Origin of the sequence: uncultured Pseudacidovorax sp., from assembly GCF_913773995.1 — a bacterium.
GTDB lineage: Bacteria > Pseudomonadota > Gammaproteobacteria > Burkholderiales > Burkholderiaceae_C > Xenophilus.
Genome location: NZ_CAJYES010000190.1, coordinates 1 through 19,034 on the forward strand (window position 1 = coordinate 1; position 19,034 = coordinate 19,034).

The following is a 19,034-nucleotide window of genomic DNA, read 5'->3' on the forward strand; positions in this document are numbered from 1 at the left end:
AGCTTGCCGGCCTTGATGTAGGGCAGCGAGCCGGTGATGGAGGTGCCGTGGATGTCGATCTGCCCACCCAGCAGCGCCTGCAGCGCCGGCGCGTCGCCGTTGAAGGGGATGTGCGTGGTGCTGAAGCCCTGGGCGCGCTCGAAGGCGATGGGCGCCAGGTTGGTCAGGATGGAGGCGCCCGGCGAGCCGCGGTTGATCTTGCCGGGGTTGGCCTTGGCATAGGCCACCATCTCCTTGATGTTCTTGTAGGGCAGGTCGGTGCGGCCCACGATCACCGAGGGCTGGTAGGCGATCTGCGTCACCGAGGCGAAGTCCCTGGCCGGGTCGTAGGGCAGCTTGTCGTACAGCGCGATGTTGTTCGCCAGCGTGCCCAGCGACGAGACCAGCACCGTCTGACCGTCCGGCTTGGAACGGGCCACGTAGTCGGCCGCGAGGATGCCGCTCGCACCCGGCTTGTTCTCGATGATGACGTTCATGCCGTGCTTGTTCAGCTCCTGGGCCAGGATGCGGCAGTACTGGTCGGTGCCGCCTCCAGCGGCGAAGGGCACCACGATGCGGGTGACGTTCTGCTGGGCGAAGGCCGTGCCCAGCGCGCAGGCGCCGAGCAGCAGGCCGGCCAGGAAGTGGCGGCGATGGCTCATGGTGTGTCTCCAGGTCTTGGGCCCTGTCTCGGGCGTGGCGGCCAGTCTAGGGGGGTGTCCACAGACCTTGATCTCGATCAATGAAAAGATGCTTTCCGACTCCTGCACATCGGGGCGCGGATCGGCTGCGGACACTGCACCGATGCAGCCGCTGCACCTCGACATCCGCCGCCTGGGCACCACGCGCGACCAGCTGGGCGAAAGCCCCTGCTGGGACGCCGAGGCGCAGGCCCTGTGCTGGATCGATGCGCTGGCCGGCGCGGTGCACCGCCTGCGCCCCGCCACCGGCGCTGTGGAATCGCACGCGCTGCCCGCGCCGCTGGGCGCCATCGCGCCGGCGCAGGGCGACGCGGTGGTGGTGGCGCTGCGCCATGGCTTCGGCCGCTACGACTTCGGCACCCGCCAGCTGACGATGCTGGGCGACATCGGCCTCACGGATGATGAGGTGCGGCTCAACGACGGCAAGTGCGACGCGGTGGGCAACTTCGTGGCCGGCACCATGCACATGAACCGGCCGGCGGATGCGCCGGTGCGCGGCGGGCTCTACCGCCTGCGGCCGGACGGCCGCGTGGAGCAACTGGCCGACGACATCGGCTTTGCCAACGGGCCCTGCTTCAGCCCCGACGGACGCACGCTCTACCTGGCCGACAGCCTGGCCCGCGTCATCTGGGCTTACGACTACGACCCGAAGTGTCCACTGGCCAACAAGCGCCGCTTCGTCGAGACGCATGCGTTCGAGTCCGGCCCCGATGGCGCCACGGTCGATGCCGAAGGGTTTGTCTGGAGCGTGCTGGTGCGGGCCGCACGGCTGGCCCGCTTTTCGCCGTCGGGCGAGCTGGAGCGGCTCGTGCCGCTGCCGCTCACATACCCGACCAGCCTGTGCTTCGGCGGGCCGGGCTTGACGCAGCTTTATGTGACCAGCATCTCGCGCAGCGCCCGGCTGGAAGGCCGTCTGCCGCAGGACGGCGGCCTGTTCGTTCTCGATGGGCTGCCCGTGGCGGGCTTGCCCACGCAGCGCTTCGGCGGGTGAGCGGCGAGCGTCATGCCTCGTCGCGTCGGCTCAGCCGGCCGCGAGCTTCAGCAACTGCACCAGCTTGGTCGCCTGCGCCGGGCTCAGGCGCGCCAGCGTGGCGTCGCTGACGCTGGCGGCGGCATCGGCAAGTCGTTCGTAAAGCGCCAGGCCCTCCGGTGTCAGCGAGACCAGGACCCGGCGCCGGTGCGCCGGGTCGTCTTGGAACTGCACCAGTCCCCGTGCTGCCAGGCGATCCGCCACGCCCTTGATCGTGGCGGCATCCATGGCGGTCATGCGCCCCAACAGGTTCTGCGAGCACTCCTGCACCTGGGCCAGCATGGAGATCACCGCCCACTGGGTGGGCGTCAGTCCGTCCAGGGCCTGGGTCAGCAGTTCCGCATTGCGCTGATAGAGAACCCGCAGCAGGAAGCCGACCTGTTCATCCAGTCGATAGCTCATCAGGCGATTGTGCTTTTGTGCGCCGAGCCGGTGCGCCGGCCCTGGCTCGGATTCTGCTAAGTGCCACGGTCCGATTGTTTGCATGCAAACAATCAAAGCGGCATGGCGAGGCTGCGGACGGCGCTCGCTCCTGTGCAAGCTGATTCCAACTCAATCGATCGCGAGGGATTCCATGACGAAGATGCAAGGATGGTGCGTGACCGGCGTGGCTGCGGCCGCCACGCTGCTGATGACCGCATGTGGAGGAAGCGGCGGGGGCACGAGCTTCGCGCCCACCGCAGCAGCGCCTGTGCCCGCGCCCGGCGGCACCTCGGCAAGCGCGCCGGCGCCGGCGCCTGCGGCCAGCTTCCAGGCCCAGTGCGGTGCCTTGGCCGGCCTGCCGCTGGCCAACGGAAAGCTGGTGAGTGCGGTGTACACGCCGGCAGCGGTCAACGCGGCAAGCCCGGCATCGTCGACACCCGACCACTGTCTGGTGCGCGGTGAGCTCAACAAGCGCACCGGTGTCGACGGCAAGCCCTACGCCATCCTCTTCGAGCTGCGGCTGCCCAAGGACTGGAACCAGCGCTTCTTCTACCAGGGGGGCAGCGGCGTGGACGGCAGCGTGCCGGTTGCGCTCGGCGCGTATCCCGGTGGCGGCGCCACGCGCAATGCGCTGCTGGACGGCTATGCGGTCGTGACCACCGACTCAGGCCACGAGGCGCCCTTCGACATGAGCTCGAACGTCACCTTCCTGTTCGCGGTCGATCCGCAGGCCCGTGACGAATACGGCGACAAGCAGCTGCCGCTGGTGGCCGGCTCGTCGCAGGTGGTGATGAAGCAGCTCTATGGCATGCAGCCCAGCCGCTCCTATTTCGTCGGCTGCTCCAACGGCGGGCGCCAGGCGATGGTCGCGGCCCAGCGCTATCCGCAGCTCTTCGACGGCATCGTGGCCGGCGCGCCCGGCTTTCGCCTGACGGCGGCGGCGCTCGAGGGCTCGATCTTCCGTGCCCAGGCGGCGGCGTCGGTGGCGCCCTTGGGCACCGACGGCAAGCCCGACATCTTCAATGCGCTCACGAGTGCGGAGAAGGACACGGTGCGCAACCGCATCCTCGCCAGCTGCGACGCGGCCGATGGCGTCACCGACGGCATGGTCAGCAAGCCGAGCGCCTGCAACCCCGATCCGTCCCAGTGGGTGTGCACCGGTGGCGCCACCAGCAATTGCCTGACGCCCGAGAAGGCGGCCTACGTGAAGAAGTTCTTCGGCGGTGCGAAGACCTCCACCGGCCGCCAGATCTACGGGCCGTGGCCCTATGACCCCGGCATGATCGACACCGTCGGCACGCCGGCCCAGCTGTACTACGCCATCTTTGCGGGCGAGGCCTCGCACGTGTACACCACGCCGCCCACGGTCACGACCGACCTGCTCGGCTACGCCCGCACGGCCAACCTGGATGCCGAATACGCCAAGATCTTCGACGTGGCCGGCATCTACACGCGTTCGGGCCACGAGTTCACCGACGCGGACTCGGCCGACATGGACGCCTTCCGAGCGCGGGGCGGCAAGATCCTCGCGTTCAACGGCACGGCCGACTGGGCCTTCTCCTTCACCGATCTGTCCAGGTACCAGGACCGCGTGATCGCACGCTACGGCCGCACCGAGGCCGACAAGTTCGCCCGCGCCTTCGCGGTGCCCGGCATGGACCACTGCAGCGGCGGCAAGTACGGCACCGACCAGTTCGATGCCTTCGGTGCGGTGGTCAACTGGGTGGAGAAGGGCCAGGCGCCCGAGGTGATGGTCGCTACCGCACGCGCCGCCGCGGGCGTGGCCTGGCCCGGGCGCACCCGTCCGCTGTGTCCTTATCCGAAGGAAGCGGTCTACAACGGCTCGGGCAGCATCGAGTCGGCCAGCAGCTTCAGCTGCCGCTGACGGGCGGCACGGCGCCGGCACCGCACCGCGTCAGGGCGGTGCCGGCGCGTCGTCCTGCAGCGCCTCGGCCACGAAGTCCACGAAGGCCCGCACCTTCAGCGGCAGGGCGCGGTTCTGGCGGAACACCGCGAAGATGCCATTGGAAAAAGCCCGCACCGCGAAGCGGTACTCGGGCAGCAGACGCACCAGCGTGCCGTCCTGCAGGTTGCTGCGCACCGTGGGCTCGGACAGCAGCGCGACGCCCATGCCGCCCAGCGCGGCCAGGCGCAGCATCTCGCCGTTGTTGGCGCTGAGCACGCCCTGGATCGCCAGCTCCTGCTGCATGCCCTGTTCGTCCACGTACTTCCAGGTCGTGGCCTCGTGCTCGCGCCGGTAGGTCAGGCATCGGGCCTGCGGCAGGTCGCTCGGATGCCTGATGCGTGAATTGGTCTTGAGGTAGGCGGGGCTGGCCACCAGCACCTCGTCGCTGGAGAGCAGCCGTTTGATCACGAAGCCCGAGTCGTTGGATTCGCCGGTGCGGATGTCCACGTCGAAGTCGTGCTCGACCAGGTTGACCGGATGTTCCGACAGCTCGATCTGCACCTGGATGTCCGGGTAGCGCTGGGCGAAGCGCGGCAGCAGCGGGGCCACCACGCGCAGGCCGATGTGGGTGCGCGAATGGACGCGCAGCCGGCCCTCGGGCCGCTGGCGGGCGCTGCGCGCGGCCTGCTCGGCATCGGCCATGGCTTCGAGCACGCCTTCCGCGCGCGAGAGGAAGGCCTGGCCGGCCTCGGTCATTTTGAGATTGCGGCTGGTGCGGTCCACCAGCTGCACGCCCAGCTCTTCCTCCAGCGCACTGATGCGCCGCGAGATGGTGGCCGGCGACAGGCTCAGGCTGCGTGCCGCGGCCGAGAGGCTGCCCTTGCGCTGGGTGGTGACGAAGATGCGCAGCGAGTCGAGGGCCTTCATTTCGAAAGACGCAAAGAAGGTGTGCGCATGACGGTGCGCTGGCAGGCCGGGGCGTTCCTAGCATTGATCCACGTCACGAACCAACGATCAGGAGCAACGGCCATGGACTTCGGAATCTTCATTCTGATGCAGCAGCGGAACAAACATAAGACCTCGCACGAGATCCTGCGGGACGCGGTTGAGCAGACGCGTCTGGCGGACGAGCTGGGCTTCGGCGCGGCATGGTATGCCGAGCACCACTTCAGCAACTACGGCATGTGCTCGTCGCCGTTGACGATGATCGCGCATTGCGCGGCCGCCACGCGCCGCATCCGTCTGGGCACGGGCATCGTGGTGGCGCCGCTGTACACCCCGGCCCGCCTGATCGCCGACGTGGCGATGGTGGACCAGCTGTCCAACGGGCGGCTCAATCTGGGCATCGGCTCGGGCTACCAGCATTTCGAGTTCGAGCGCTTCGGCGTGGCGCTGGAGACGGCCAAGGCGCGCACCTTCGAGATGCTCGACATGCTGGAGCTGGGCCTCAAGCAGCCCAAGTTCAGCTACGACGGCCAGTACTACCAGCAGCCGATGAGCGCCATCAGCCAGCGTGCGGTGCAGCAGCCCGGCCCGCCGATGTGGATCACCAGCGTGGACCCGAGCTTCGTCGCCCGCGCCGTGCGCGGCAACCACCATGTGTTCGTTTCGGGCGGCGACGGCGGTCTGGAGAAACTGGCCAGCACCCGCGCCCTCATCGACCGTGTGGCCACGCAGGAGGGCAAGGACCCGGCTGCCGTGCCCGTGGGCCTGCTGCGCGCGGCGTATGCCAGCAACGACAAGGACGAGGTCGAGAAGTACCTGGACTGCGCCCGCTACCAGCGCCGCATCGCCGTGAGCCTCAAGCGCCGCACCGCGCAGATCGCCGACGACTACCAGGTCGAGGAAGGCATCGTCGAGGGCGAGCCCACGCTCGACGAGATGCGTGCCCTGCTGCCCGTGGGCAGCATCGACACGGTGATCGAGCGCGTGGTCAAGGAGATTCGTACCCTCAAGCCGGTGCACTACTGCTTCCAGACCCAGATGGGCGACTTCGACCACCCCACCATGCTGCGCCAGCTGCGCACCTGGGCCGAGGTCATCATCCCCACCGTGCAGCAGGAGATCGCCAACGACCCGCCGCACCGCGCCGCCGCCGCCCAGCCCGAACTGGCCACGGCCTGAGCCGCACGCCGAGGCTCCACCATGACTGCGCTTGCCACCGCCGAACGCACCCGGCCCGCCATCGAGCCCACGCTGCTGCGCCAGCACCTGGGCTGCTTTCCGACCGGCGTGGCCATCGTCACCACGCGCACGGCCGACGGCCAGCCCGCGGGACTGACCTGCAACAGCTTCAGCTCGGTCTCGCTGGAGCCGCCGCTGGTGCTTTTCAGCCTGCGCAAGGCGAGCCGCCTGCTCGACACCTTCCAGCAGGCCGAGGGCTTCGCCATCCACATCCTGGGCGAGCACCAGGACGCGCTGTCGGGCCGCTTCGCCTCCAGCAGGATCGAGCACAAGTTCGAGGGCGTGGCCTGGCGCGAGGGCGAGCTGGGCATGCCGCTGCTGGACGATTGCCTGGCCAGCTTCGAATGCAGCTTGTTCGCTGCTCATGACGCGGGCGACCATGTCGTCTTCATCGGCGAGGTGCAGCACCTGGGCGCCGGCACGGGCGAGCAGGCGCTGGTGTTCTACAAGGGCGCGTACATGCGCCTGGCCGAGTCGCTGCGCCACCGCGTGGTGCAGGGTGGCATGGGCGACGCCGACGTGGACGAGGCCTATCGCACGCTCTACGGGCGACTGCTGCGCTTGGCCTGCGAGCGCGCGAGCGAGGCCGAGATCGACGCCATCGAGGCCGCCGCCGCGCTGATCGAGGCGCATCCCGAGGACGCGCCGCTCAAGGCCCGCATCGACTCGGCCAGCGCCTTCTTCGGCGCGATTGCCGCCGCCGGCCACAACGACGCGCTGATGCTCATGGCCCAGACCATGACCACGGTGCTGCGCGAGCGCATGACCCATGTGCTGTCGGTGCGTGCGCGGCCCGACCTGTACCCGCTGCGGCGCGCCGTGGTGCGCCACCTGCGTGAACGCGATGCCGAAGGCGCCGCCGCCGCGCTCGATGCGCTGATCGACCAGCTGCGTCGCGGCTGAGCGACCACACCGACGCGCCGCGCCCGAGCGCCCGCCGCCATTCCCGATTGAGTGAGAGAGACGAGGAGACACGATGTCCATCGACTACGCCGCGTTCCGGCGTGAACTGGAGGCCTTCGCCCGCCAGGCCTGCCCGCCCGAGATCCGGGCCATGGTGGCCGCCGGCCAGAAGATCACCAAGCGCGAGTACCAGGCCTGGCAGAAGATCCTGAACGACCGCGGCTGGGGCGCACCCAGCTGGCCGGTGGAAGTCGGCGGCACCGGCTGGGACATCCGCCAGCGCCTGATCTTCGAAGAGGTGATGGCCGAGAACGACTGCCCGCCGCTGTACCACCACGGCCTGGGCCACATCGGCCCGGTCATCATCCGCTTCGGCACGCCCGAGCAGAAGGCCCGCTTCCTGCCGCGCATCCTCGATGGCTCGGACTGGTGGTGCCAGGGCTATTCGGAGCCGGGCTCCGGCTCCGACCTGGCCTCGCTGCAGACCAGCGCCCGCCGCGACGGCGACGACTGGGTGGTCAACGGCCAGAAGATCTGGACCTCCCACGCGCACGAGGCCAGCATGATCTACATGCTGGTGCGCACCTCGAAAGAGGCGAAGAAGCAGGAGGGCATCTCGCTGCTGCTGGTGCCCATGGACACGCCCGGCATCACCGTGCGGCCCATCCGCACCATCGACGGCTGGCACCACCTCAACGAGGTCTTCTTCGACGAGATGCGGGTGCGCGCGGACAACCTGATCGGCGAAGAAGGCAAGGGCTGGACCTGCGCCAAGTTCCTGCTGGAGCGCGAGCGCCTGCCCCCGGCCAACGTGGCCCGGCTGGCGCTGATGCACCGCCAGGTCTCGGCCCTGCTGCAACAGGCCGCACAGGCCGCGGGCGCCCGGCGCGACTTCGGCGTGCTGCAGCACAAGCTGCTGCTGTGCGAGGCCGAGCTGCAGGGCGCCCGCGTGATGATGGCCAGCGCCACCGACGACCTGATCCACCAGCGGCCGCTGGGCGTGCAGCCCTCGGCCATCAAGATGACCTGCGCCGACGTGGCGCAGCGCCTGACCACCATCGCCCTCGATGCCGTCGGGCCCGAGGCGGCGCACCGCTTCCTGGCCGAGGAGGGCGGCGAGGAGCTGCCCGCCGCCACCTGGATCCAGAACTACATGTTCACCCGCGCCCGCACCATCGCGGGCGGCACCTCCGAGGTGCAGCGCAATGTGATCGCCAACGCACTGCTGGGTGCGGAGCCGGCGTCGTCCAGCGCCGCGCCGCTCTTCCCCGGCATGCTCTTCGACGCAGCCGACCGCTTTGCGCAGGACCATGTGCACAGCGCCACCCTGCCCGGCGACCCGGTGCGCGAACTGGGCTGGACCGCCACCCTGGTGCCCGAGGCCGACGGCGGCGTCGGCGGCACGCTGGACGACCTTGCCAGCGTGGTCGAGGGTCTGGCCGGCCCGGGCCTGCAGTTGCCCGTGATCGAGACCTGCGCGGTCGTGCCGCTGCTGCTGCGTGCCGCGCCGGCCGAGGTGGCCGGCCCCTGGCTGCAGGCCGTGGCCGAGTCCGAGGTGCAGATTGCGCCGCTGGCCGCGCTGTCGGCCTTGCCCGGAGACAGCACCCTGCGTGCGGTGCGCGCCGAAAGCGGCTTCGTGCTCGACGGCCGCGTGGATGGCGTGGATTCCACGCTGCCCGCCAGCCACTGGCTGGCCGTGGCCGACCTCGACGGCGCGCCCGCGCTCTTCCTGGTCGATGCCGAGCGCATCGGCGCACCTGCCGCCCGGTACCGCACCATGGAAGGCCGCCAGGGCGCGGACTTCAGGCTGGACGGCGTGTCGGTGCCCGCGACGGCACTTCTGGCGCAGGGCGAACAACTGTGCGCTGCGCTGGCCGCCGCGGGCGATGCGGTCCTGCTGCTCACGTTGGTCGACACCGTGGCCGCACAGGCCGCGCTGATCCGCCACACGATCACGCATCTGCAGGAGCGCCGGCAGTTCGGCGTGGCGCTGGCCACCTTCCAGGCGCTGCGCCATCGCGTGGCGGACATGTACGTCAAGGCGCAATGCGCCCAGGGCCTGGTGGTGCATGCCTTCCAGGCGCAGGAATCGGCCGCGCCCGACCTGCGCCGCACGCTGCAGCTGGCCAAGCTGTCCATCGCCGAGACGGCCCGAGCCGCGGCCGAGGCCGCCATCCAGATGCACGGCGGCATGGGCCTGAGCGAAGAGGTGCTGGCCACCCGCCTGGCCCAGCGGCTGATCGCGTCGGAGTTCCGCTATGGCGACCGGCTCACCCAGCTCGCGCAACTGCTGCATGCGGGCGGCGCATCCGTCGACAACCCCTCTTCCTCTTCTTCTTCCAACACCCTCCCCGGGAGCGCGCGATGAGCATCCACCTCGAAGTCTCCGAATACATCGCCGTCGTGCGGCTGGACAAGCCGCCCGTCAACGCCCTCGACCGCGCCTCGCGCCGCGACCTCATCGCCGCCTTCGACGAGATCTCGGAGCGCAGCGACGTGCGCGTGGCCATCCTCACCGGCACCGGCAAGGCCTTCTGCGCCGGTGCCGACCTCAAGGATCGGCCCGACGCCGACAAGGCCGGCGACTTCCTCGACCACAACCGCTGGACGCGCGAGACGGGCAACGCCATCCGCGAATGCGCCAAGCCGGTGATCGCCGCCATCAACGGCCCGGCGCTGGGCGCGGGCTTCGGGCTGATGGCGGCCTGCGACATCTTCCTGGCCAGCGAGGACGCCACCTTCGCCATGCCCGAGATCAACGTCGGCCTGGCCGGCGGCGTCTCGATGCTGCGCACGCTGGTGGGCCGCTCCTTCACGCGGCGCATGTTCTTCACCGGCATGAAGGTCTCGGCCGCCGAGCTGTATCGCCGCGGCGTGCTCGACGAGGTGGTGCCGGCCGAGCGGCTGATGCCGCTGGCCATGGAGATCGCGCAGGACATCGCCTCCAAGGCACCGCTGGCCGTGGCCTATGCCAAGCAGGCCGCCAACATGATGGACCTGATGCCCCAGCGTGACGGCTATCGCGTGGAGCAGAACTTCACCATGGCGCTGTCGCGCACCGAGGACGCCAAGGAAGCGCGCCAGGCCTTCCTCGAAAAGCGCCCGCCGGTTTACAAGGGCCGATGACCATGCGCCCCGACATCGAGGTCGGCCACGGCCTGGAGGCGCTGTTCGCGCCGCGCTCCATCGCCATCGTGGGCGCCTCCGACGACGTGACCAAGATCGGCGGCCGGCCGCTGCAGTTCCTGCGCAAGTACGGCTTTGCCGGCGCGATCTACCCGGTCAACCGCAAGGCGGCCGAGGTGCAGTCGCTGCGCGCCTACCCCGATGTAGCCGCACTGCCCGACGCGCCCGAGCTGGCCGTCATCGCCGTGCCGCCCGAGAGCGTGCCGCAGGCCGTTCGCGACTGCGCCGCGCGCGGCGTGAAGGCGGCCGTGGTGCTCTCCGCAGGCTTCTCCGAGATGGGCGAGGCCGGGGCCCGGCTGCAGGCCGAGATCGGCCGCATCGCCCGCGACACCGGCCTGCGCGTGGTGGGCCCCAACTGCCTGGGCGCCATCGGCGTGCCGGCCAAGAGCATCGCCACCTTCTCGGTCGCGCTGGAGTCGTCGTTCCCCGAGGCTGGCCCGGTGGGCATCGTCTCGCAGAGCGGCAACCTGGGCAGCTACACGCTGCGCCTCGCCTCCGAGCGCGGCCTGGGCATCAGCCGCATGCTGACCACCGGCAACGAATGCGACGTGGACATCGCCGATGCCATCGCCTCGGTCGCGGCCGACCCGGGCACTCGCGTCATCCTCTGCTGCATGGAGACCTGCCGCGACGGCGACAAGCTGCGCCGTGCCATGGCCCTGGCCCGCGCCGCGGGCAAGCCCCTGGTGGTGCTGAAGGTGGGCGTCTCCGAAGCGGGCAGCGCCGCCGCGGCCTCGCACACCGGCGCACTGGCCGGCTCCGATGCGGTATTCGACGCCGTGCTTCGCGAAGGCGGCGCCCTGCGCGTGCCCAGCATCGAGCAGCTGCTGGACGTGGGCCATGCACTGGCCGTGCTCGGCGAGGGTCGTCTGCCCACGGGTCGGCGCATCGCGGTGCTCACGGCCTCGGGCGGCTTCGGCGTGCTGCTGGCCGATGCGGCCAGTGCGCAGGGCCTGACGCTGCCGCGCCTCGCCGAGGCCACCCAGCAGCGCATCCTGCAGGCGGTGGCCTTCGCGGCGCCGGCCAATCCGGTGGACATGACGGCCCAGGTCTCCAGCCGGCCCGAGCTGCTGGCCCAGGTGCTGGACGCCGTGGCCGCCGATCCGGCCTGCGACACGCTGCTGCTGCAGTCGGCCAATGCCTTCCATGTGCCGCGGCTGCGCGACGTCTTCCTGGCGGCGCTCACGCAGATGCGCGAGCGGCATCCGCAGCGGCTCATCGTGCTGTGCGCGCGGGCACCGGCGGATGTGCGGCGGCAGCTCGATGCGCTGGGCATCCCGGCCATCGAGGGCATTGACGCCGCCTGCGCCACCGTGGCGGCCCTGGCCACGCTGGGCATGCAGTCCGCACAACCATCCACCGTCGAAGCAACACTGCGCACGCCGCTGGCCACCGAGGCCTTCGCCACCGAGGCCAGTGCCAAGGCGGCCCTGGCTGCGGCCGGCCTGCCGGTGCTGCGCGAGCTGGTTGCCACGACGCGCGACGAGGCGGTGGCGGCGGCACGCGCCATCGGCTTTCCGGTGGTGCTGAAGATCGTGTCGCCCGACATCGCCCACAAGACCGAGGTGGGGGGCGTGGTGGTGGGCGTGCGCCGCGAAGGCCAGCTTATCGATGCGCACGACACGATGCGGGCCCGCGTCGCCGACAAGGCGCCCCATGCCCGCATCGACGGCGTGCTGGTGGCGCAGATGGCGCCGGCCGGCTGCGAGCTGATCCTGGGCACCAAGACCGACCCGGTCTTCGGGCCCATGGTCATGGTCGGGCTGGGCGGCATCCATGCCGAGATCTGGAAGGACGTGGCCCTGCGGCCCGCACCTGTCGATGCGGCGGGCGCCGAAGCCATGCTGCGTTCGCTCCAATCCTTCGCGCTGCTGGACGGCGCGCGCGGCCGGCCCAAGGCCGACGTGGCCGCCGCAGCCCAGGCCATCGCCGCGCTGTCGCGCTTTGCCGCCCGCCATGCCGACGACGTGGCCGAGATCGACATCAACCCGCTGGTGGTGCTGGACGCCGGCCAGGGTGCCTTCGCGCTCGATGCGTTGCTGGTACCCACCTCCAAGACCCAGAAGGACGTTCACGCATGACCGCATTGCTTTCCTCATTGACAGGCCGCACGGCCTTCATCAGCGGCGCCGGCCACGGCATCGGCCGCGCCACGGCGCTGGCCCTGGCGGCGCGCGGCGCCGTCGTCGGCATCAACGACCTCAAGCCCGAGTTCGTGGAAGACGCCGTGGCAGCGGTGCGCGCCGCGGGCGGCCAGGCCATCGGCCTGCCCTGCGACGTCTCCACCCGCGACGGCATGCGCGAGGCGGTGCAGCGTTTCGCCTCCGACGCCGGCCGTCTCGACGTGATGGTCAACAACGCCGCCTGGGTACGCTATCAGCCGGTGGCCGAGATCACGCCCGAGGTCATGGACCGCATGGTGGAGATCGGCTTCAAGTCGGTGATCTGGGGCATCCAGGCCGCGGCCGAGGCCATGGATGCCGAACGGGGCGGCGCCATCGTCAACGTGGCCTCCATCGCGGCCTTCAAGTCGCCGGTGCGCTCGGTGGTCTACAGCGGCATCAAGGCCGGCGTGCTGGGCATCACCCGCGCCGCGGCGGCGGACCTGGGTGCGCGCCGCATCCGCGTCAATGCGGTAGCGCCGGGCGCCGTGCCCACCGAGGGCCCGGTACGCAACCGCAATGCCGAGCTGGATGCCAAGCGCATCGCCCGCACGCCGCTGGGCCGGCTGGGCACCGTGCAGGACATCGCGGACGCCATCGTCTTCCTCGCCAGCGACGAGGCCCGCTTCCTCAATGCGGAGGTGCTGCGGCTGGACGGCGGCGCCTCGGAGACCTCGCTGTGAGCGCGCCGGCCCAGCCCTTCGCGCCCTTGCGGTTGCAGAACGTCTACCTGGTGGCCGAGCAGCCCGCGGCCCTGCATGCCTTCTACAGCGAGGCCCTGGGCCTGTCGCTCAAGTTCGCCGATGGCGAGCGCTGGTACCAGTACGGCGTGGGCGGCGGCAATGTCTCGCTCGCCTGCCGCGAAGAAGCAGCGCCGGCTACGTCGGGCGCGGTGATGGTGTTCGAGGTTCCGGACTTCGACGGCGCCGCCGAGCGCATCGCGGCGGCGGGTGGCGAAGTGCTGGGCCTGCGCGACATGGGCGCCCATGGCGCCGTGCTGTCGTTGCGCGACCCGGAGGGTCATGTGGTGCAGCTGTTCCGGCGGGCGCCTGCGGCAGACGCCAAGGCGCAGCCGTGAGCGCCGCCGCCGTCGACACGGCCGCGCTGCAGGCTCTGCTGGACCGCGAGGCCATCCGCGACTGCCTCTATCGCTATTGCCGCGGCATCGACCGCTGCGACGAATCCGCGCTGCGTTCGGCCTACTGGCCCGATGCGACCGACTGCCATGGCGCCTGGACGGGCAGCGCCACGGGCTTCATCGACCAGGCCCTGGCCAGGCTGCGCCAGGGCGGGCGGCGGGTGCACCAGATCAGCAACATCCTGGTCGAACTCGCCGGCGACACGGCGGCGGTCGAGAGCAGCTTTCTCGCGCTGCAGTCGACGGCCGCGCAACCCGGCCGCGAGACCTTTCTCTGTGGCCGCTACGTCGACCGCTTCGAGCGCCGCCAGGGCGAATGGCGCGTGGCCGACCGCACCGTGGTGTACGACTGGATCGAGGAGCGAGCGCGGCCCGAGCTGGCGCAAGGCGATGCGCAGCTCTTCGGCGTGCGGCAGCCGACGGCGGCGATGGCGCCGGCCGACCCGGTCTATGCGCTGCTGTCGGCGCTGCACGAGCCGGCGCGCCGATGACCACCCGTGTGCACCCAAACGCGCCGAACAGCAGGTCCGGCCGGGATGAAGCCGGAAGCGGCTTCGCCAGCCTGCCCATCGGGCCCTCCACCGGCGCAGCGCCGCGGCATGTGCTCATCACCGGCGCGGCCGCGGGCATCGGCCGCGCCACTGCACTGCGGCTCGCGCGCGATGGCTGGCACTGCGTGCTCGTCGATGCCGACGCCAGCCGCCTCGCGCAGCTCGCCGCCGTTTGGCCGGCTGAAGCGCCTGCGCCGCAGATCCGCGCAGTCGATCTTTGCGACGCCGCGCAGCTCGCCACGCTGGGTGCCGACCTGCCGCCGCTCGACGCGCTGATCAACAACGCCGGCATGTCGGCCGGCGGCCGCGACGCGCTGGACGCCGAAAGCCAACGGCTGCTGGCGCTCAACCTCGATGCGCCCGCGCGGCTGGTGCAGGCCTGCGCCGACCGCCTGCGGCCCGGCGCACGCGTGGTCAATGTGGCCTCCGGCGCGGGGCTGCGCGCGATTCCCTGGCGCGGGCTCTACAGCCCCAGCAAGGCCGGCCTCATCGCCCAGACTGCCGTCCTGGCGCAGGCGCGCCCGGACTGGACGGTCACCGCGCTGGCCCCGGGCTTCGTTCGGACCGAGCTGGTGCAGCAGCTGATCGACAGCGGCCGTCTGGTGCCGGCCCAGGCCACGGGCAAGATCCCGCTGGGCCACATGGCCGAGCCCGAGGACATGGCCGAGGCGCTGTGCTTCCTGGCAGGGGAGGGCGCCCGGCCGCTGTCGGGCCAGCTGCTGGTGCTGGATGGCGGCTCGTCGGTGTCCGGCGGCAGCCAGCCGCTGCCGCCGGCCCAGGCGCCGCTGCCACCGCTGGACATGGCCTGCACCCCGCAGGACGACGGCGCGTCCACAGGCACGGGCGGCTATCCCGCGGTGCTCGATGCGAGCCTGATGACGGCGCCGCCGGGCCAGTGGCTGGCCACCTTGCAGGCCGCCGCGCGGCGCTTCCGTCTGGCGCATCCGACGCAGGCCAGCCTGACATTGCTGGTGCCAGCCAGGCAGCCTGCGCTGCCCTGGGCGCAGGCCGGTGATCCGGCGGCGGCCCGCATGCTGCTGCACACGCTGGCCGCCGAATGGGGCCACGAGGGCCTGCGCATCAACGCCGTGGCCATCGACGGGCCCGGTGTGGATGCCGGCACGCAGGCGCTGCTGGCTTTCGTCGCCGGCCCGCGTTCGCGCTTCCTCACCGGCCAATGGCTGCGGACCACAGCCGCGGCGACGACAACGATCCACCACGAGGAGACATCCCCATGAACGAGCCGCTTTGCAACCGCCGGCATCTGCTCACCGCCGCGGCCCTGCTGGGCCTGCATCCCGCGATGGCCCATGCCCAGGCCGATGCCTGGCCGCAACGCCCGCTCAAGCTGGTGGTGCCGGGGCCGCCCGGCGCCGGCTCGGACATCTTTGCGCGCCTGCTGGCCGTGAGCCTGCAGGAGGCCCTGGGCCAGCCGGTGGTGGTCGACAACCGTGCCGGTGCCAACGGGCTGATTGGCAACGAGGCGGTGGCGCGGGCGGCGGCCGATGGCTACACGCTGCTGCTGTCCCCCTCGTCGGCCATCGCCATCAACCCGGTGATCCAGCCGCGCATGCCCTACGACGCGCGCAAGGACCTGCAGCCCGTGGCACGGGTGGGATCGGCCGGCGTGCTGCTGGTGGTGCATCCGGCCACCGGACTGCGCTCGCTGGCCGATCTGGTGCGCGCCGCACGGGCGCAGCCGGACCGCATCGCCTACGGCTCCTGGGGCAGCGGCTCCACCGGCCACCTGGTGATGGAAGGCATCAAGGCGGAATACGGGCTGGTCATGCCCCATGTGCCGTACAAGGGCGTCTCGCCGCTGGTGGCCGACCTGCTGGCCAACACCATCGGCGTGGGCTTCGTGGACATCGCCTCGCCGGTGCCCCACATCCGCGCCGGCAAGCTGCTGGCCCTGGGCTGCACCGGCTCCGCCCGCGGCCCGGCCCTGCCCGAGGTGCCCACACTCACTGAGCAGGGCTACCGCTTCGACGTCGATGGCTGGTACGGCGTCTTCGTGCCGGCCGGCACGCCGCCGGCGGTGGTGCAGCGGCTCAACCGCGAGATCAACCGCATCCTGGCGACGCCGGAGGTGGTGCAGAAGTTCGCGGTGCAGAACATGCCGCGCCCACCGCTGAAGTCGGCCGAAGAATTCAGCGCCACCGTCTGGCGCGACATGGACAGCTGGCAGGGGCTGGCGAGGACGGCGCGGTTGCGGGTCGAGTGAGGGGCGGCGTCGCTGCTGCGCTGGATGTCAAAGAGCTGTTCGAGGCAGGCGCCCTCAAAGCCGGCGCAGCTTGGCCACCCATGCAGCGAAGTGCAGGCATTGGGCCTCCATCCGAGCCAACCCGATGCGCTCGGCGGCAATGGGTCCGTGACGGAGCTTTCGATAGGACGGGCTGCGCAGCAAGGCCTCCAGGCGAGCGGACGGTTTGGTCTTGTGGCCATCGTTGAGTTCTTCGGGCGTCGTCACCGCCGACCGGGCCTTGACGAGATCCGGCAGCGCGGCCGACCAGCCTTCCTCGACGGAAGCAAGACTGGCGACATCGCTGAACAGGAGCGCTTCGAATTCGTGAGGCTGGATGTGGGCGATGAATCGATTCGGGTGGCATCCGCAGTGAGCCACCACGTCGGCATGCAGTCCGATCTCCAAGGTCTGAAGGCGAGCGGCCAAGCTGGCGTGAGGCTGTACCGTGGCATAGCCCGGAAACTGGGAATCCAGCTTGTAAAGATCGATCAACGTCGTGACGGCCACGACGCGATTGCTCGCCAATGCATTGCGCAATGCCGGGCGCAAGCGGGCATAGCTCATCGCCCCACCCTTGTGACCTGGCGACGTCTCGACAGTGATGCCTTGAAGGTGAATGCCATCCGCTGCGAACGCCGGGAACAGCACCCGGGAGATGAAGGCTTCTTCGGTCTGGCCTTCACACACCACTACCACGCGACGCATCACAGACTGGGCCTCCCGCCAATCACATTGCGCTTCCATAGCTCGCCCAGGCTCTGGTAGTCGTCCAGCCAACCCCGGAGTTCCTCGACGTCCAGGCGCTCGAGCGTCGTGGCCCCATCCACGCGCTGCGCCACCACCACATCCTTAGGCTCCATGGCATTCAGCAGTTCGACCGACTGTGTGGAGACGATCAACTGCTTGGTTTGGGCCAACTCTTTCATCATGTCCGCCAGCAGGTTGATGGCAAACGGGTGCAAGCCCAGTTCCGGCTCGTCGATCAGGATGGTGTCCGGCAACAAATGCGATGGTTGCAGCAGCAGCGTCGTCAGACAGATGAAGCGCAGCGTGCCGTCCGAAAGCGTGTGGGCCCGGTACGGCGTCTCGGGATCGCTCTGCTCGAACCATTCCAACTCCACCGTATCGGGCATCGGCTCCCGCTCCACGAAACCACCGAAAAATGGTGCCGCCAGCTTGATCGTGTCGACGATGCGCTGATAGGCGGCCTGGTGCGATGGCAGCGCGCGAAGGCGGTAGAGGTAGGCCGCGAGATTGTCCGCTTGGGGCTTCAGCCGAAGGTTGTCATTGCTTGGATGGGGCAGCTTGACGGCTGCGCCTTCGCTCGTGTCGTGAAAGTGGAACTGCTGCCAGCTCTTCATCCATCGCGACACATAGTGGCTGACCTGGCGTCTATCTGTCAGTAGCCGAGCTTCCTCGTGCGCGCTGCCGAGCTCATAGCGCTTGACGACGTAGTCGCCGTCGATCCAAGGCACCTCACGGACGAACTGGATTCGGTTGTCCGCCGTTGGAGCAAGCGTGATGTCGTATCCGTTGACGACGCCGCCGTTGGGCCTGAATTTCAAGGCGATGCTGAGTTGGGGCGTCCTTTTGCGTCCGCCATGCAGCAGCACGTCGGGGCCGCCCTGCGATTTGACGTAGGTTTGCAAGTTACCTTGCGAGGCAGCCGTCAGTAGACGGAAGAGCGACAGGAAGTTGCTCTTGCCGGCGCCGTTCGCGCCAATCAGGACGTTCAGGTTGCCCAGAGCGAACTGATCGACTTTGGCAAAGGACTTGTAGCCCTCGATGCTGATGGTGTCGATCTTCATGGGGTGCCTTTCGAATGCATTGTGGTCAGAGCCTCATACACGCTCAGCGCGGGTCTGGCGGGTTGGCGCCCGGCCACAGGTGGGCGAAGTCGAATGAAAGCTGGCGGTGGTGCCGGATGGACAGCAGATAGACCGTCGCACTGGCGTCCACGACGGTGTAGAGCACCAGGTAGTCGCCATGCAGGTACTCGCGCAAAGCGCTGGCCGCGCCGGCGGGCAGTGCTGCGAGCTGGGCCAGTGCTTCGGCCGACTGCGGCGGGTTGTCCAGGTAGCGCCTGCCGATGCGAGGGAAGCGCGCCAAATTGGGGATGACCGTGGCACGCAGGCCGGCCAGCAGATCATCGAAGGCGAAAGCCGCGTCGGCTTCGGCCAGAAAGGCCTCGATGGCGTCCAGCCGCTCCAGAAAGCTCGCGGTCAGTTCGACCCGATGCAGGGCCTCAGCCACGCTTCTTGGCGGCTTTGCGAGTTGGGACGGCCGCGCGGCGCTGCTGAAGCTGGGCGATGGCCGCATCGGCACCATAGGTGCGGCCGGCCTCGATGTCGGCGATGCCGCGCCGGGCATCGTCGATCAGCAGCAGATGGATGCGCTCGCGCTCCAGGCGGTGGTAGTAGTCCAGCCGGTCGGCGTCGATGAGGGCGACGTAGCTTTCACCGTTCTTGGTGATGATCTTCTCGGCGCCGGCCTTGGCCTGATCGGCCAGTTCCGAGAGGTTGGCACGCGCCTGGGTGAAAGGCACGACGTCGCTGGCGGAAAAGCCCATGACCGGCTCCTTGAGGTTGCAGAATTCTGCGCAGTCTAAAGGAGGGGCCGGCGGGTC

Annotated in this window: 19 protein-coding genes; 12 read left to right on the plus strand and 7 right to left on the minus strand. The window is 69.8% G+C overall.

Annotation, left to right across the window (positions count from 1 at the left end):
• The coding region (locus tag QZ772_RS17715) for a tripartite tricarboxylate transporter substrate binding protein (RefSeq protein WP_295528995.1) at positions 1 to 641 on the minus strand (641 nt) is incomplete at its 3' end.
• Positions 642 to 783: 142 nt separating this feature from the next.
• Here QZ772_RS17715 and QZ772_RS17720 point away from each other — a divergent pair.
• Positions 784 to 1,671: an SMP-30/gluconolactonase/LRE family protein gene (locus QZ772_RS17720; protein WP_295528997.1), complete on the plus strand. Its 888-nt coding sequence runs from the start codon at positions 784 to 786 to the stop codon at positions 1,669 to 1,671.
• Between the two features lie 30 nt (positions 1,672 to 1,701).
• Here QZ772_RS17720 and QZ772_RS17725 read toward each other — a convergent pair whose 3' ends face one another.
• Positions 1,702 to 2,112 carry a MarR family transcriptional regulator gene (locus tag QZ772_RS17725; protein ID WP_295528999.1) on the minus strand — a complete coding sequence of 137 codons (411 nt, stop codon included), beginning with the start codon at positions 2,110 to 2,112 and terminating at the stop codon, positions 1,702 to 1,704.
• Positions 2,113 to 2,284: 172 nt separating this feature from the next.
• Here QZ772_RS17725 and QZ772_RS17730 point away from each other — a divergent pair, with 172 nt between their 5' ends.
• Positions 2,285 to 4,018 (plus strand): tannase/feruloyl esterase family alpha/beta hydrolase, encoded by a 1,734-nt coding sequence (locus tag QZ772_RS17730; protein ID WP_295529001.1) that lies wholly within the window; start codon positions 2,285 to 2,287, stop codon positions 4,016 to 4,018.
• A 30-nt stretch (positions 4,019 to 4,048) separates the two neighbouring features.
• Here QZ772_RS17730 and QZ772_RS17735 read toward each other — a convergent pair whose 3' ends face one another.
• Entirely contained in the window at positions 4,049 to 4,966 is a 918-nt protein-coding gene (locus QZ772_RS17735) for a LysR family transcriptional regulator (RefSeq protein ID WP_295529003.1), read from the minus strand.
• Positions 4,967 to 5,068: 102 nt separating this feature from the next.
• Between QZ772_RS17735 and QZ772_RS17740 the strand changes: the two genes are divergently transcribed.
• From QZ772_RS17740 to QZ772_RS17785, 10 genes are all read left to right on the plus strand, one after another.
• The gene (locus QZ772_RS17740) at positions 5,069 to 6,163 is read left to right on the plus strand and encodes an LLM class flavin-dependent oxidoreductase (RefSeq protein ID WP_295529005.1); all 1,095 of its coding nucleotides are present in this window, start codon (positions 5,069 to 5,071) and stop codon (positions 6,161 to 6,163) included.
• Between the two features lie 21 nt (positions 6,164 to 6,184).
• Positions 6,185 to 7,126 carry a flavin reductase family protein gene (locus QZ772_RS17745; protein ID WP_295529007.1) on the plus strand — a complete coding sequence of 314 codons (942 nt, stop codon included), beginning with the start codon at positions 6,185 to 6,187 and terminating at the stop codon, positions 7,124 to 7,126.
• Between the two features lie 73 nt (positions 7,127 to 7,199).
• On the plus strand, positions 7,200 to 9,494 hold the full coding sequence (locus tag QZ772_RS17750; protein WP_295529009.1) for an acyl-CoA dehydrogenase family protein: 2,295 nt from the start codon (positions 7,200 to 7,202) through the stop codon (positions 9,492 to 9,494).
• Positions 9,491 to 10,252 (plus strand): enoyl-CoA hydratase/isomerase family protein, encoded by a 762-nt coding sequence (locus tag QZ772_RS17755; RefSeq protein ID WP_295529011.1) that lies wholly within the window; start codon positions 9,491 to 9,493, stop codon positions 10,250 to 10,252. The genes QZ772_RS17750 and QZ772_RS17755 overlap by 4 nt, the downstream gene beginning before the upstream one ends.
• Positions 10,249 to 12,393: an acetate--CoA ligase family protein gene (locus tag QZ772_RS17760; protein WP_295529014.1), complete on the plus strand. Its 2,145-nt coding sequence runs from the start codon at positions 10,249 to 10,251 to the stop codon at positions 12,391 to 12,393. The genes QZ772_RS17755 and QZ772_RS17760 overlap by 4 nt, the downstream gene beginning before the upstream one ends.
• A gap of 5 nt (positions 12,394 to 12,398) precedes the next feature.
• Positions 12,399 to 13,157: a glucose 1-dehydrogenase gene (locus QZ772_RS17765; protein WP_295529248.1), complete on the plus strand. Its 759-nt coding sequence runs from the start codon at positions 12,399 to 12,401 to the stop codon at positions 13,155 to 13,157.
• Positions 13,154 to 13,552 (plus strand): VOC family protein, encoded by a 399-nt coding sequence (locus tag QZ772_RS17770; protein ID WP_295529016.1) that lies wholly within the window; start codon positions 13,154 to 13,156, stop codon positions 13,550 to 13,552. Before QZ772_RS17765 ends, QZ772_RS17770 begins: the two co-directional genes overlap by 4 nt.
• Positions 13,549 to 14,103, plus strand: a complete 555-nt coding sequence (locus QZ772_RS17775; RefSeq protein WP_295529017.1) for a nuclear transport factor 2 family protein — start codon at positions 13,549 to 13,551, stop codon at positions 14,101 to 14,103. The genes QZ772_RS17770 and QZ772_RS17775 overlap by 4 nt, the downstream gene beginning before the upstream one ends.
• Entirely contained in the window at positions 14,100 to 15,401 is a 1,302-nt protein-coding gene (locus QZ772_RS17780; RefSeq protein ID WP_295529019.1) for an SDR family oxidoreductase, read from the plus strand. The genes QZ772_RS17775 and QZ772_RS17780 overlap by 4 nt, the downstream gene beginning before the upstream one ends.
• Positions 15,398 to 16,387: a tripartite tricarboxylate transporter substrate binding protein gene (locus QZ772_RS17785; protein WP_295529021.1), complete on the plus strand. Its 990-nt coding sequence runs from the start codon at positions 15,398 to 15,400 to the stop codon at positions 16,385 to 16,387. The genes QZ772_RS17780 and QZ772_RS17785 overlap by 4 nt, the downstream gene beginning before the upstream one ends.
• Positions 16,388 to 16,441: 54 nt before the next feature.
• On the opposite strand, the gene QZ772_RS17790 is transcribed toward QZ772_RS17785, so the two are convergent.
• The 4 genes from QZ772_RS17790 to QZ772_RS17805 are packed head-to-tail and all read right to left on the minus strand — an operon-like array spanning position 16,442 to position 18,977.
• The gene (locus tag QZ772_RS17790) at positions 16,442 to 17,152 is read right to left on the minus strand and encodes a DUF4276 family protein (RefSeq protein ID WP_295529022.1); all 711 of its coding nucleotides are present in this window, start codon (positions 17,150 to 17,152) and stop codon (positions 16,442 to 16,444) included.
• Positions 17,113 to 18,216, minus strand: coding sequence for an AAA family ATPase (locus QZ772_RS17795; RefSeq protein ID WP_295529024.1), 1,104 nt, complete (start codon positions 18,214 to 18,216; stop codon positions 17,113 to 17,115). Before QZ772_RS17795 ends, QZ772_RS17790 begins: the two co-directional genes overlap by 40 nt.
• A gap of 43 nt (positions 18,217 to 18,259) precedes the next feature.
• Positions 18,260 to 18,661 carry a type II toxin-antitoxin system RelE/ParE family toxin gene (locus QZ772_RS17800; protein ID WP_295529026.1) on the minus strand — a complete coding sequence of 134 codons (402 nt, stop codon included), beginning with the start codon at positions 18,659 to 18,661 and terminating at the stop codon, positions 18,260 to 18,262.
• The gene (locus QZ772_RS17805; RefSeq protein ID WP_295529028.1) at positions 18,654 to 18,977 is read right to left on the minus strand and encodes a type II toxin-antitoxin system Phd/YefM family antitoxin; all 324 of its coding nucleotides are present in this window, start codon (positions 18,975 to 18,977) and stop codon (positions 18,654 to 18,656) included. Before QZ772_RS17805 ends, QZ772_RS17800 begins: the two co-directional genes overlap by 8 nt.
• Positions 18,978 to 19,034 lie beyond the last annotated feature (57 nt).